General features: G+C 63.6%; 10 protein-coding genes. 1 reads left to right on the top strand and 9 read right to left on the bottom strand.

Annotation, left to right across the window (positions count from 1 at the left end; translation table 11 throughout):
• Window positions 1–122 precede the first annotated feature (122 nt).
• From OH705_RS00005 to OH705_RS00015, 3 genes are read right to left on the bottom strand one after another with little or no spacing between them, the layout of a single operon-like run.
• On the bottom strand, window positions 123–3,176 hold the full coding sequence (locus OH705_RS00005) for an efflux RND transporter permease subunit (RefSeq protein ID WP_094010958.1): 3,054 nt from the start codon (window positions 3,174–3,176) through the stop codon (window positions 123–125).
• Entirely contained in the window at window positions 3,173–4,240 is a 1,068-nt protein-coding gene (locus OH705_RS00010; RefSeq protein WP_267300462.1) for an efflux RND transporter periplasmic adaptor subunit, read from the bottom strand. The genes OH705_RS00005 and OH705_RS00010 overlap by 4 nt, the downstream gene beginning before the upstream one ends.
• Entirely contained in the window at window positions 4,237–5,325 is a 1,089-nt protein-coding gene (locus tag OH705_RS00015; RefSeq protein WP_110604143.1) for an efflux RND transporter periplasmic adaptor subunit, read from the bottom strand. Before OH705_RS00015 ends, OH705_RS00010 begins: the two co-directional genes overlap by 4 nt.
• 139 nt (window positions 5,326–5,464) lie before the next feature.
• Between OH705_RS00015 and OH705_RS00020 the strand changes: the two genes are divergently transcribed.
• The gene (locus tag OH705_RS00020) at window positions 5,465–6,631 is read left to right on the top strand and encodes an AAA family ATPase (RefSeq protein WP_038707012.1); all 1,167 of its coding nucleotides are present in this window, start codon (window positions 5,465–5,467) and stop codon (window positions 6,629–6,631) included.
• A 63-nt stretch (window positions 6,632–6,694) separates the two neighbouring features.
• Here OH705_RS00020 and OH705_RS00025 read toward each other — a convergent pair whose 3' ends face one another.
• The 6 genes from OH705_RS00025 to OH705_RS00050 form a co-directional block, all read right to left on the bottom strand.
• Window positions 6,695–7,588, bottom strand: a complete 894-nt coding sequence (locus OH705_RS00025; protein ID WP_038707013.1) for an ABC transporter permease subunit — start codon at window positions 7,586–7,588, stop codon at window positions 6,695–6,697.
• Complete coding sequence (locus tag OH705_RS00030; RefSeq protein WP_023630467.1) at window positions 7,585–8,505, bottom strand: ABC transporter permease subunit; 921 nt, start codon at window positions 8,503–8,505, stop codon at window positions 7,585–7,587. The genes OH705_RS00025 and OH705_RS00030 overlap by 4 nt, the downstream gene beginning before the upstream one ends.
• A complete protein-coding gene (potA, locus tag OH705_RS00035; RefSeq protein ID WP_023630468.1) occupies window positions 8,502–9,644 on the bottom strand; it encodes a polyamine ABC transporter ATP-binding protein in 1,143 nt (380 codons plus the stop codon). The genes OH705_RS00030 and potA overlap by 4 nt, the downstream gene beginning before the upstream one ends.
• A 57-nt stretch (window positions 9,645–9,701) precedes the next feature.
• The gene (locus OH705_RS00040; RefSeq protein ID WP_023630469.1) at window positions 9,702–10,796 is read right to left on the bottom strand and encodes a polyamine ABC transporter substrate-binding protein; all 1,095 of its coding nucleotides are present in this window, start codon (window positions 10,794–10,796) and stop codon (window positions 9,702–9,704) included.
• Window positions 10,797–10,957: 161 nt separating this feature from the next.
• Window positions 10,958–12,055 carry a polyamine ABC transporter substrate-binding protein gene (locus OH705_RS00045; RefSeq protein ID WP_267300465.1) on the bottom strand — a complete coding sequence of 366 codons (1,098 nt, stop codon included), beginning with the start codon at window positions 12,053–12,055 and terminating at the stop codon, window positions 10,958–10,960.
• A 169-nt stretch (window positions 12,056–12,224) separates the two neighbouring features.
• Window positions 12,225–13,586 carry an aspartate aminotransferase family protein gene (locus OH705_RS00050; RefSeq protein ID WP_094010952.1) on the bottom strand — a complete coding sequence of 454 codons (1,362 nt, stop codon included), beginning with the start codon at window positions 13,584–13,586 and terminating at the stop codon, window positions 12,225–12,227.
• Between the last annotated feature and the right edge of the window lie 14 nt (window positions 13,587–13,600).

Raw genomic sequence — 13,600 nt, forward strand, 5'->3', positions numbered from 1 at the left:
TTTATAAAAACACATTCATCCACACACTGCCCCGGGGGGGCCGGTTGTTTGAGTGTTTTGGGGGGGGTGGGTGCCCCGCTCCTCCCGCGCCAACCCCAGCTCCCACAGGATGCGCGTGGTTCTCAGGAAGTCTTTTCCGGCTCGCGGATCTTGTACCAGGCCACGTACAGCGCCGGCAGGAACAACAGCGTCAGCAGCGTTGCACTGATGATGCCGCCGATCATGGCGTAGGCCATCGGCCCCCAGAACACTTCCCGGGCAATCGGGATCATGCCCAGGCTTGCCGCCGCCGCCGTCAGCAGGATCGGCCGGCGGCGGTGGTTGGTCGCTTCCACCACCGCGTCCCAGGGGGTGTAGCCCTGCTCTTCGAATTCGTCGATCTGGGTCACCAGGATCACCGAGTTACGGATGATGATCCCGGCCAGGGCGAGGATGCCGAGGATCGCCACGAAGCCCATGGGCGTGCCCGTGGGCACCAGGGCCAGGACCACGCCGATCAGCCCCAGCGGCGCGACGCTGACCACCAGGAACAGCTTCTGCACGCTGTGCAGCTGGATCATCAGGAAGGTCGCCATGAGGAACAGCATCAACGGAATGACATCGGCGATCGGCCCCTGGGCCTTGCCGCTCTCCTCCACCGTACCGCCGGTGGCCACGCCGTAGCCGGGCGGCAGCTTGCCGGCGAATTCGTCGATCTTCGGCTTGAGTTGCGCCACCAGGTTGGTCGGCTGGATATCGCCGACCACCGAGGCCTTGATGGTGATGGTCGGCTTGCGGTCGCGCCGCCACACCAATGGCTGCTCCAGCTCGTAACGCACGGTGGCGAACGCCAGCAGAGGGATGGACACACCACTGGGGCTGACGATCTGCAGGTTCTGCAGGGTGTCGGGGGAGCCCCGCTCGCTGTCCTCGGCCCGGGCAATGACGTCGACCAGGTAGATGTTGTCGTTGACCTGGGTGACCGGCACGCCGCTGACGATGCTGTTCATTACATTGGCCACGTCTTCGGACGAAAGCCCCAGTTGACGCGCCTTGTCCTGGGCGATCTCGATGCGCAGCACCTTACCGGGCTCGTTCCAGTCGTACATCATGTCGCCGATATGCTCGTTGCTGTCGAGCACCGTGGCCAGTTCGATGGCATAGCGGCGCACCTGGTCGATGTCCTTGCCGCTGACCCGGTACTGGATCGGCCGGCCAACCGGCGGGCCCATCTCCAGCGACTGCACGTTGCTGCCGATGCCTACGAAGTCTTCGCGCAGCAGTTTCTGCAGGCGCTCGATCATGCCCTGGCGCTCTTCGAAGCCCTTGCTGACGATCACCAGCTGGGCGTAATAGGGGTTCTGCAATTGCTGGTCGAGGGGCAGGTAGAAGCGAATCGCCCCCTGGCCGATGTAAGTGCTCCAGCGCACCAGGTCGGGGTCGTCCTTGATCTTCGCCTCCAGGCGATCCACCACCTTGCGCGTTTCCTCGATCGAGGCGTTCTGCGGCAGGTCGAGATCGACCAGGATCTCCGGGCGGTCCGAGGATGGGAAGAACTGGTTCTGTACGAAGCGCATGCCCACCACCGACAGTGCGAACAGCACGATGGTGCCGATCACTGTCACCCAGCGGTGGCGCATGCACCACAGCAGGCCATGCTCGAACGCCCGGCCCACCCGCCCAGGTTCGGCCTCGTGGGGCTTGAGCTTTTCGCTGCTGAGAATATGCACGCCCAGCACCGGGGCGAAGAACACCGCCACCACCCACGACACCAGCAGCGCCACGGCGATCACCGCGAACAAGGTATAGGTGTATTCACCGGCCGAGCTGGCATTGAGGCCGATCGGCACGAAACCGGCCACGGTCACCAGGGTTCCGGTCAGCATGGGGAAGGCCGTCGAGGTGTAGGCGAAGGTCGCCGCCTGCTCTTTCGTCTCACCCATTTCCAGGCGCGTGACCATCACCTCCACGGTGATCATCGCGTCATCCACCAGCAGGCCCAGGGCAATGATCAGCGCACCCAGCGAAATCCGCTGCATGGTGATGTCGCTGTACTCCATGAACACGAACACCATGGCCAGCACCAGCGGAATCGAGCAGGCCACCACCAGCCCGGCACGCACGCCCAGGCTGACGAAACTCACCACCAGTACGATCACCACGGCTTCGAACAAGGCACTGGTGAAGCCGCCAACCGCCTGCTTGACCACCACCGCCTGGTCGGACACGGTGTGTACGCCGACCCCGACCGGCAGTTCGCTGACGATGCTATCCATCTTCTTCTTCAGTGCAGCGCCGAACACCTCGATGTTGCCGCCGGCCTTCATGCCGATGGCCAGGCCGATGGCCGGCTGGCCGTTGTAGCGGAAGATCGGTGACGGCGGGTCGACGTAGCCGCGCTCTATGTCGGCGATATCGGCCAGGCGGAAGAAGCGGTCGTTGATGCGCAGGTTGACCGTCTCCAGGTCCTTCTCCGAGGCGAACTGGCCTGTGGTGCGCACCGAGATGCGCTCGGGGCCGGCTTCGATCACCCCCGCAGGGGTCACCGCGTTCTGCGATTTCAGCGCCTCCATGACTTGCCGCTGGTCGATGCCCAGGGCCGCCAGCTTGCGGGTGGAGAAATTCAGGTAGAGCACTTCGTCCTGGGTGCCGATCAGCTCGATCTTGCCGATGTTGTGCACCTCGCGCACCTCGGCGCGGGCCAGCTCCACATAGTCGCGCAGCTGGCGCAAGGTCAGGCCATCGGAGGTGAAGGCATAGATCGAGCCGAACACATCGCCGAACTCGTCATTGAAGCCCGGCCCCTGCACGCCCTGGGGAAACTGGCCGCGGATGTCCTGGATCTTCTTGCGCACCTGGTACCAGATAGCTGGAATGTCCCTGGCCTTGGTGGTATCGCGCAGATACACGTAAACCGTGGATTCGCCGGGACGGGTATAGCTTTTCACATAGTCGAGCGAATCGAGCTCCTCAAGTTTCTTCTCGATCCGATCGGTGATCTGGTTCAGTGTCTCGGCCTGGGTCGCCCCCGGCCAACGTGTCTGGATCACCATGGTCTTGATGGTGAAGGACGGATCCTCTTCCCGGCCCAGGTTGAAGTAGGAAAACACCCCCATCAGCAGCCCGACGAACATCAGGTACCAGACGAAAGACTGGTGCTTGAGCGCCCATTCGGAGAGGTTGAAGCTTCCTTTCATCGTGCGTCCTCGTCGAATATGACCTTCTGGCCAGGCTTGAGGCTGTTGACGCCGGCGGTGACGACGCGTTCGCCGGGTTGTACACCGGAGGACAGGATGATGCTGTCAGGACCACGCTCCGCCAGGGTGACGTCACGGGTGGCCACGGTCTTGCCCTGCGGGTCGACTACCCACACCTGGGTTTTGCCATCGCGTTCAAGCAGCGCGGAGCGTGGCAACTCGCTGCGCGGCGTCACCGCCGAGGTCAAGGTGACGCTGATCGCAGTCCCCAAGTGGAAGGCGTCCGGGGTGCTGGCCAGGGTCAGGCGGGCGCGGCGGGTACGGGTGGTGGCATCGGCCTGGGGCTCCAGCTCGCGCAAGGTGGCGGTGGTGTTGATGCTAGGGTCGAGCTGCGAGGCGACGGTGAAGGTGAGGTCGTGACGCAATTGTTCGGCCAAAGCGATCGGCAGGTCGATCACCGCTTCCTTCACATCCGGGCGCGCCAGTGTGACCACGGCCTGGCCGGCGCTGACGGTCTGCCCGGCCTCGGCCTGCCAGGCCGTGATCACCGCGGCATGGTCGGTACGCAGGGTACTGTAGCCGAGCTGGTCGCGGGCCTGGCTGACCGCCGAGCGCGCCTGCTCCAGTGACGCGCCAGTGGTCTTCAGGTTGGTCTGGGCAATGTCTAGCTGGGCTTGGGCGCCGACCCCGCGGTCATACAGCTGTTGCTGGCGGCGGGCATCGGCCTGGGCATTGATCCACTGGGCCTGGACCCGCGCAAGGTCGCCTTCGGCGGCACGCAGCTGGTTCTGCTGGTCGGTCGGATCGAGGGTCGCCAGGGTGTCGCCCGGCTTGACCTGGGCCCCGACATCCAGCCAGCGCCGAGCGATGCGGCCAGACACGCGGAAACCCAAGGTGCTCTCGAAACGTGCCTGGATGTTGCCGGCAAAACGCCCAAGCTGCGCTTGCATCTGGGGCTCGACCACGGTCGACAGCACCGGGCGCACGGGTTCGGGCTGGACGTCCTCGTTGCCACAGGCAGCCAGCAACGCACAGGCAGACAATATCGGCAGCAACGGCCTCATGGCGCGACTCCCCCGCTTTTGGCGTCGACCTTTTCGACCTGAATACCTGGGTTCAGCAGCTGGCCACCACTGACCACCACCACCTCACCGGCCTCGAGACCCTCGCTGATCACCACTTTGCCGGTCAGGTAGCGCGCCACCTGGACCTTGCGCAGTTGCGCCTTGTCACCCTCGCTAACCACCCACACGGCGGGCTCGCTCAGCGCCTTGGTCAGGGCAGACCAGGGCAGCTCGACGCTCGGTTTGCCGTGTGCACTGGCCGAAACGGTCACCGGCGCGCCCAGGGCCATGCCCTTGGGCACATCGCGCAGGGCCACCTTGACCTGCACCGTGCCACTCTGGGCCGAGACCGTCGGGGTGATCTCGCGCACATGTCCCTGGGCGGTGATGGTGGGGTTGTCGATCATGCTTACCGTCAAGTCCCTCTCGCTGCTGGGCGCCACCAGCAGCGATTCGTAGACATTGAACACCGCGTCACGGTCGCCATCGACGGCCAGGCTGAAGATCGGCATGGTCGCCTGTACCACCTGGCCGACCTCGGCCTGACGCGCAGTGATAACGCCGTCGGCTTCGGCAACCAATGCCGTGTAGCCCAATTGCTCGTTGGCGTTGGCCAATTGCGCCTGAGCGGCCTTGAGCGCGCTCTGGCTACTACGCAGCGCGGCCTCGGCGGAGTCGTACTCGCTTTGGCTGGTGTAGCCCTTGGGCAGAAGCTTCTGCTGACGCGCGAACGCGGCGCTGGTCTGGGCGACCCGGGCCTGTTCGGCGAACACCTCGGCCTTCGCCGAATCCACGTTGTTCTGCAGGTCTTTGGGGTCAAGACGCGCCAGTACCTGGTTGGCCTTGACATGGTCACCGACATCGACGCTGCGGGCGATGATCTTGCCGCCCACGCGGAACGACAAATCCGTCTGCACCCGCGCCTGCACGTCACCGGTCAGGGTGACCCGGGCGGCAAAATCGGTGGGCTGCACCTGTTGCACCGCGACCCGGGGCAGCACCTGACCAACCTCCTCCTTGCCACAGCCTGATAGCAGGGAAAGCAACCCCAGGCAAACGACCAGCGGCGCACGCTCTAGCGTCATGCAGGCTCCTTGCTTCTCTCAGGTAAAAGGGATGCGTTTGAAAGCGTAGATCAGTGATCGACAAACGGCATTGGCCAGGGTTCAACAAAGCGAGGCGGTATCGGCGATACTGCCGTCCGACCGCTCAAGGATGCCGCCTATGCTCACCACCCTGGCCATTGCCAACTACCGCTCGATCAACCAGCTGGTGCTGCCGCTGGGGCGGCTGAACGTGATTACCGGAGCCAATGGCAGTGGCAAGTCCAACCTGTACAAGGCCTTGCGCCTGCTGGCAGAGACCGCGCGCGGCGGCGTGGTCAACGCGCTGGCTGCCGAGGGCGGGCTGGAATCGACCTTCTGGGCCGGCCCCGAGAAGCTCACCCGGCGCATGCTCAATGGCGAGGTGCCAGTGGAAGGCGGGCCACGCCAGCAAGCCCGGCGGCTGAAGATGGGCTTCGCTGGCGAAGACTTCGGCTACGCGATCAGCCTCGGCCTGCCCGAACCCAGCCGGTCGAAGTTCGCCCTGGACCCGCAGATCAAGCAGGAGACGATCTGGGCCGGCCCCCTGTGCCGACCCGCCAGCCAGCTGGTGCAGCGCAACGCGGGGATGGTCAGGGCCCGCGATGGGCGCCAATGGCAGGTGCTGCACCAGCACATGACCGAGTTCGACAGCCTGTTCGACCAGGTCGGCAGTCTCCAGGGCTCCCCCGAGGTGCCGCATCTGCGCGAGCAGATCCGCAGCTGGCGCTTCTACGACCATTTCCGTACCGATGCCGAAGCGCCCGCCCGACAATCGCGGCTGGGAACGCGCACGCCGGTGCTGCATCACGATGGCCGCGACCTCGCCGCCGCCCTGCAGACCATCGACGAGATCGGCGACCTGCAGGCCCTGCAGGATGCAGTGGCTGACGCCTTTCCCGGCGCCCGGCTTGCGGTCGACGCCCAGCCCGGCGGCCTGTTCGGCCTGCGCTTGCACCAGGCCGGGCTGTTGCGGCCGCTGAGCGCTGCCGAGCTGTCCGACGGGACCTTGCGCTACCTGTTGCTGGTGGCTGCCCTGCTCACGCCGCGCCCACCGAGCATGATGGTGCTCAACGAGCCGGAGACCAGCCTGCATCCGGACTTGTTGCCGGCACTGGCACGCCTGATCCGCCGCGCGGCGCGAGAATGTCAGGTCTGGGTGGTGTCGCACGCGCCGCGGCTGGTGGCGGCCCTGGAGGAGGATGAAGACTGTAACTCGATCCACCTGGAGAAGACCTTGGGGCAGACCGGTATCGTCGGGCAGGGGATGCTGGATGAACCGGCCTGGAACTGGCCGGACCAAGGCTGAAAAGACCGCGGGGCAAGGCGCATCGGCACACCGGCGATGCGCCTTGCCCCGCGATGCGAGGGCTCAGGCCTGCGCGGCGGCCTGGGCCGGACGACGTACCTGCGGCTGCGAGACGTTCGCCGCGGCGCCCTCCTCGATGGCCTGCTGGATCGCCCGACGACGACGCTCCTCGGCCTGGCGGCTGAAGTACCAGACCATGAAAGTCACCAGCGACACCGACAGCAGGATCAGGCTGGCCACGGCGTTGATCTCCGGCTTCACGCCCAGGCGCACGGCCGAGAACACTTCCATCGGCAGGGTGGTCGAGCCTGGGCCGGAGACGAAGCTAGCCAGCACCAGGTCATCCAGCGACAGGGCGAAGGACATCATGCCGCCCGCTGCCAGCGACGGCGCGATCATCGGGATGGTGATCAGGAAGAACACCTTCCACGGCTTGGCCCCCAGGTCCATGGCCGCCTCCTCGATGGAGAGGTCCAGTTCGCGCAGGCGTGCCGACACCACCACCGCCACATAGGCGGCGCAGAATGTGGTGTGGGCGATCCAGATGGTGACGATGCCACGCTCCTGCGGCCAGCCGATCATCTGCGCCATGGCCACGAACAGCAGCAACAGCGACAGACCGGTGATCACCTCGGGCATCACCAACGGCGCGGTGACCAGGCCACCGAACAGCGTGCGGCCCTTGAAGCGGGTGACCCGGGTCAGCACGAAGGCCGCCAGGGTACCCAGCGCCACCGCGGCCACTGCCGTGTAGCAGGCGATCTCCAGCGAGCGCATCACCGAACCCATCAGCTGGGTGTTGTCGAGCAGGCCGACGTACCACTTCACCGACCAGCCGCCCCATACCGTCACCAGCTTGGAGGCGTTGAACGAGTAGATCACCAGAATCAGCATCGGCAGGTAGATGAACAGCAAGCCGAGCACCAGCATCAGCTTGGAGAAACTGAAGCGTTTCATGCGCGGCCCTCCATCTCTTTGGCCTGGCTGCGGTTGAACAGCAGGATCGGTACGATCAGGATCGCCAGCATCACTACCGCCAGCGCGGATGCCACCGGCCAGTCACGGTTGTTGAAGAACTCTTGCCACAGCACTTTACCGATCATCAGGGTTTCCGGGCCGCCGAGCAGTTCAGGAATCACGAATTCGCCCACCACCGGGATGAAAACCAGCATGCAGCCGGCGATGATGCCGTTTTTCGACAGCGGCACGGTGATCTTCCAGAAGCTGTTGAAGGTGCTCGAACCGAGGTCCGATGCAGCTTCCAGCAGGCTCTCGTCGTGCTTCACCAGGTTGGCGTACAACGGCAGGATCATGAACGGCAGGTACGAATAGACCACGCCGATATACACCGCCAGGTTGGTGTTGAGGATCTGCAGCGGTTGGTCGATCAGCCCCAGCCACAGCAGGAAGCTGTTGAGCAGGCCGTTGTTGCTGAGGATGCCCATCCAGGCGTAGACGCGGATCAGGATCGCAGTCCAGGTCGGCATCATGATCAGCAGCAGCAGGACGGTCTGCGACTCTTTCCTGGCCTTGGAGATGGCGTAGGCCATCGGGTAGCCGATCAGCAGGCAGAGCAAGGTGCTGAAGAAGGCCACCTTGAGCGAGCCGAGGTAGGCCGCGATGTACAGCTCGTCCTCGGTCAGCAGGCCATAGTTGGCCAGGTTCAGCACCAGCTGGACCTTGCCTTCCAGGTAGGTGTAGATCTCGGTGTACGGCGGGATGGCCACATCGGCTTCGGCAAAGCTGATCTTCAGGACGATGAAGAACGGCAGCATGAAGAACAGGAACAGCCAGATGAACGGCACGCCGATCACCAGGTGCCGCCCCTCCGGGACAAGGCGCTGGAACGCTCGCTTGAGCTTGCGGATTTTCATGACCGCAGTACCACGCCGCTGTCGTCTTCCCACCACACGTAGACTTCGTCGTCCCAGGTCGGGCGGGTGCCCTGGCGCTCGGCGTTGGCGACGAACGACTGGACGATCTTGCCGCTGGGCAGCTCGACGTAGAACACCGAGTGGCCGCCGAGGTAGGCGATGTCGTGGACCTTGCCGCGCGACCAATTGTGCTCGCAGGTCGGCTGCTCGGTGGTGACCAGCAGCTTCTCGGGGCGCAAGGCGTAGGTGATGTGCTTGTCCTCGACCGAGGTGGTGACACCGTGGCCGACGTAGATCTTGCGCTCCAGTTCCGGGCTGGCAATGATCGCGTGGCCTTCGGCGTCGTCGACCACCTCTCCCTCGAACAGGTTGACGTTGCCGATGAACTCGCAGACCAGGCGGCTGGTCGGGGTCTCGTAGACGTCGATAGGGCTGCCGATCTGGGCGATCCAACCCAGGTGCATGATGGCGATGCGCTGGGCCATGGTCATGGCCTCTTCCTGGTCGTGGGTCACCATCACGCAGGTCACGCCCACGCGCTCGATGATCTCCACCAGCTCCAGTTGCATCTGCGAGCGCAGTTTCTTGTCCAGCGCGCCCATCGGCTCGTCGAGCAGCAGCAGCTTGGGACGCTTGGCCAGCGATCGGGCCAGGGCCACGCGCTGGCGCTGGCCACCGGACAGCTGGTGCGGCTTGCGCTTGGCGTACTGGGTCATGTGCACCAGCTTGAGCATCTCGGCCACGCGGGCCTCGATCTCGGCCTTGGGCATCTTGTCCTGCTGCAGGCCGAAGGCGATGTTCTGCGCCACGGTCATGTGCGGGAACAGCGCGTAGGACTGGAACATCATGTTGATCGGCCGCTCGTAGGGCGGCATGTCGGTGATGTCGACGCCATCGAGGAAGATCCGCCCTTCGGTCGGACGCTCGAAACCGGCCAGCATGCGCAGCAAGGTGGACTTGCCGGAACCGGAGCCGCCCAGCAGGGCGAAAATCTCGCCCTTGCGGATTTCCAGGGACACATCGTCCACGGCTACCGTTTCGTCGAACTTTTTCGTGACCCGGTCGATCTTGACCAGCACCTGCTTGGGTTGCTGGCCACCCTCGAGGGCTTTCTTATAGGCACCGGAGGCAACTGCCATGAGTGAAACTCCCAACAAGATTTGTGTGCCCGCCGCTGCGCTGGCGGGCCTGGATTGTTACTTGCCCGACTTGACCTTGGTCCAGCTGCGGGTCATCAAACGTTGCACCTTGGGTGGCAACTCGGCGTTGACGAACATCTTGTCCAGCACTTCCTGCGGTGGGTAAACCGCGGCGTCAGTCCTCACGGCCTGGTCCATCAGGTCGCCAGCCTTGGGGTTCGGGTTGGCGTAACCGACGTAATCACTGACCTGGGCGATAACCTCAGGTTTCAGCAAATAGTTGATGAAGGCATGGGCCTCCTTGACGTTGCTGGCGTCCTTGGGAATCGCCAGCACATCGAACCAGAGGTTGCCGCCTTCCTTGGGGATGGCGTAGGCCAGCTTCACGCCCTTCTTCGCCTCTTCAGCGCGGGCCTTGGCCTGGAACACGTCGCCGGAGAAGCCGGCGGCCACGCAGATGTCGCCGTTAGCGAGATCGGTGATGTACTTCGAAGAATGGAAGTAAGTCACGTAGGGACGCACGGCCAGCAGTTTCTTCTCCGCATCGGCGTAGTCCTTGGGGTTGCTGCTGTTGGGGTCGCGGCCCATGTAGTTGAGCACCGCCGGCAGCATCTCATCGGCGGAGTCGAGGAAGGCCACGCCGCACTTGCTGAGCTTCTTCATGTTCTCGGGCTCGAACAGCACCGCCCAGGAATCGATCTTGTCGGTGCCCAGCGCCGCCTTGACCTTCTCGACGTTGTAGCCAATGCCATTGGTGCCCCACAGGTAGGGGACGGCGTACTGGTTGCCCGGGTCGTTCTTCTCCAGGCGCTTCATCAGCGCCGGGTCGAGGTTCGCATAATTGGGCAGCAGGTCGCGGTCGAGCTTCTGGAACGCGCCCGCCTTGATCTGCTTGCCGAGGAAATGGTTGGACGGCACGACCACGTCATAGCCGGTGCGCCCGGCCAGCAGCTTGCCTTCCAGCGTCTCGTTGCTGTCGAAGACATCGTATTTGGGCTCGATCCCGGTTTCCTTCTGGAAATCGGCGAGCGTGGTGGGGCCGACATAGTCGGACCAGTTGTAGATGTGCACCGTGGGCGCCGCTTGGACGCTGCAAGCCAGCGTCAGACCCGCTCCGGCCATCAAGGCCTGGCGAAAAAAAGAAATAGACAAGTGGGTGGTCCTCACAATCAGTGCCTTTGCGGGCAGTAAACCTCGGCCGCACACGCAAAACCGGCGCGCAACTTACCTTCACGGCGTGGATGCCGCAAACTTATTTGCCGTTACTGGCCTCTGGGCCGGAAAAGCCCGGCCCAGAGGTTGCCGCATCGGGCTTACTTGCCCGACTTGATCTTGGTCCAGCTGCGGGTGATCTCGCGCTGGGCGGTCTTCTCGGGCGCCTTGATCGCGTAGAGCTGCGCCTTCACTTCGTCGGAAGGGTAGATTGCCGCATCGCTGGTAATGTCCTTGTCGACAAACTCGGTGGCTGCCTTGTTACCGTTCGGGAAACGCACGGCGTTGGTAATACCGGCCATCACTTTCGGCTGCAGCAGGTATTCCATGAACTTGTAGGCGGCGTCGACGTTCTCGGCATCTTTCGGGATGGCGACCATGTCATAGAAGGTGCCGGCACCTTCCTTCGGAATGACATAGCTCAGCTTGACCTTGTCGCCGGCCTCGTGGGCACGGGCCTTGGACTGCTCCAGGTCACCCGAGTAGCCCACGGCCACACAGATGTTGCCGTTGGCCAGGTCCGAGATGTACTTGGAAGAGTGGAAGTAGGTGATCGAAGGTCGGATTTTCAGGAACAGGTCCTCGGCCGCCTTCAGGTCTTCCTTCTTGGTGCTGTCGCTCGGTTTGCCCAGGTAGTGCAGCGCGGCCGGGATCATCTCTGTCGGCGCATCGAGGAAGCTCACGCCGCAGCTCTTGAGCTTGGCGATGTTCTCTGGCTTGAACACCACGTCCCACGAGTCGATCTTGTCGATGCCCAGCGCGGCCTTGACCTTCTCCGGGTTGTAGCCGATGCCGATGGAGCCCCACATGTAGGGGAAGGCGAACTTGTTGCCCGGGTCGCTGGCATCGCCGACCGCCTTGAGCAGGGCCGGGTCGAGGTTTTTCCAGCTCGGCAGCTTGGAGCGGTCCAGCTCCTGATAGACACCGGCCTTGATCTGCTTGGCCAGGAAGTTGTTGGACGGCACGACGATGTCGTAACCCGACTTGCCCGCCAGCAGCTTGGCTTCAAGAGTCTCGTTGCTGTCGAAGACGTCGTAGACGACCTTGATGCCGGTCTCTTTCTCGAAGTTGGCCACGGTGTCCGGGGCGATATAGTCCGACCAGTTGTAGACGTGCAGCACCTTGTCGTCAGCCTGAACAGCGGTGGCCATGGCACCCATAAGGGCGGCGGCCAGCAGCGTCTTGCCCAATTTCTTCATGCGTAATGCTCCAGAATTTATTATCAAGCCATCTGTTCAGCAGCCAGGTCCCACGGGTCACGCGCTGGGCGACTGAAACAGCCGTTAGTCTGGCAAGTTACAAGGCGCTGTTTCAACAAAAGCAGCGCCTGTAACGGACTTAATGTCACCTCGCCAGCCTAGCAGACCGTCATTTAATCGCTTCGTACGTCAAATCCAGGCACTTGCGCGCCTTTTCCACCAGCTCGTCCACTTCTTCGCGGCTGATCACCAGCGGCGGCGCGATGATCATGGTGTCGCCGACGGCGCGCATGATCAGGCCGTTGTCGAAGCAGAAGTTGCGGCAGACCATGCCCACGCCCTTGCCCTCGTAACGGCTGCGGGTGGCCTTGTCCTTGACCAGCTCGATCGCGCCGAGCAGGCCCAGGCCGCGCACCTCGCCCACCAGTGGGTGGTCCTGCAGCTCACGCAGTCGTTTTTGCAAGTAGGGTGCCACTTCATCGCGGGCCTTCTCGACGATCTGCTCGTCACGCAGGATGCGCAGGTTTTCCAGGCCCACCGCTGCCGCCACAGGGTGGCCGGAGTAGGTGAAGCCATGGTTGAAATCGCCGCCTTCGCTGATCACCTTGGCCACAGTGTCACGCACGATCACACCACCCATGGGGATGTAACCGGAAGTCAGGCCCTTGGCGATGGTCATCAGGTCGGGTTCAAGGCCGTAGTAGTCGGAGCCGAACCACTCGCCAGTGCGGCCGAAACCGCAGATCACTTCGTCGGCAACGAAGAGGATGTCGTACTTGGCGAGGATTTCCTTGATCTTCGGCCAGTAGGTGTCTGGCGGAATGATCACCCCGCCGGCGCCCTGGATCGGCTCGGCGATGAAGGCGGCGACATTGTCCTCGCCGACTTCGAGAATTTTCTTCTCCAGCTGCTCGGCGGCCCATACGCCGAACTCATCCGGGGTCATGTCGCCACCCTCGCCGAACCAGTACGGCTGCGGGATATGCACGATGCCCGGGATCGGCAGGCCGCCCTGCTCGTGCATGCCGCTCATGCCGCCCAGGCTCGCACCGGCGACGGTGGAACCGTGGTAACCGTTGATGCGACCGATGATCGTCTGCTTGCCCGGCTTGCCCTTGAGCGCCCAGTAGTGGCGGACCATGCGTAGCACGGTGTCGTTGCCCTCGGAGCCGGAGCCGGTGAAGAACACATGGGTCATGCCGGCAGGCGCTACGTCGGTGATCGCCTTGGCCAGCTCCAGCGCCGGCGGGTGGGCCGTCTGGAAGAACAGGTTGTAGTACGGCAGCTCGCGCATCTGCTGCTCCGCCGCCCGTACCAGCTCTTCACGGCCATAGCCGACCGCCACGCACCACAGGCCGGCCATGCCGTCGAGGATCTTGTGCCCCTCGCTGTCCCACAAATGCACACCCTGCGCCTTGGTGATGATGCGCGGCCCCTTTTCCTTCAGCTGTTTGTAGTCGCTGAAAGGTGCAAGGTGGTGCTCGCCGCTCAGGGTTTGCCATTCACGGGTTTGCGGGTTGTTGACGCTCATGTGCTTCTCCATGG

The sequence above is a fragment of the Pseudomonas sp. BJa3 genome (assembly GCF_026343815.1).
GTDB lineage: Bacteria > Pseudomonadota > Gammaproteobacteria > Pseudomonadales > Pseudomonadaceae > Aquipseudomonas > Aquipseudomonas soli.

Bases quoted from the DNA above. Each gene is read 5' to 3' on its own strand.
- potA (WP_023630468.1), bottom strand. From the start codon at position 9,644: ATGGCAGTTGCCTCCGGTGCCTATAAGAAAGCCCTCGAGGGTGGCCAG.
- OH705_RS00020 (WP_038707012.1), top strand. From the start codon at position 5,465: ATGCTCACCACCCTGGCCATTGCCAACTACCGCTCGATCAACCAGCTG.
- OH705_RS00015 (WP_110604143.1), bottom strand. From the start codon at position 5,325: ATGACGCTAGAGCGTGCGCCGCTGGTCGTTTGCCTGGGGTTGCTTTCC.
- OH705_RS00005 (WP_094010958.1), bottom strand. From the start codon at position 3,176: ATGAAAGGAAGCTTCAACCTCTCCGAATGGGCGCTCAAGCACCAGTCT.
- OH705_RS00025 (WP_038707013.1), bottom strand. From the start codon at position 7,588: ATGAAACGCTTCAGTTTCTCCAAGCTGATGCTGGTGCTCGGCTTGCTG.
- OH705_RS00050 (WP_094010952.1), bottom strand. From the start codon at position 13,586: ATGAGCGTCAACAACCCGCAAACCCGTGAATGGCAAACCCTGAGCGGC.
- OH705_RS00030 (WP_023630467.1), bottom strand. From the start codon at position 8,505: ATGAAAATCCGCAAGCTCAAGCGAGCGTTCCAGCGCCTTGTCCCGGAG.
- OH705_RS00010 (WP_267300462.1), bottom strand. From the start codon at position 4,240: ATGAGGCCGTTGCTGCCGATATTGTCTGCCTGTGCGTTGCTGGCTGCC.
- OH705_RS00045 (WP_267300465.1), bottom strand. From the start codon at position 12,055: ATGAAGAAATTGGGCAAGACGCTGCTGGCCGCCGCCCTTATGGGTGCC.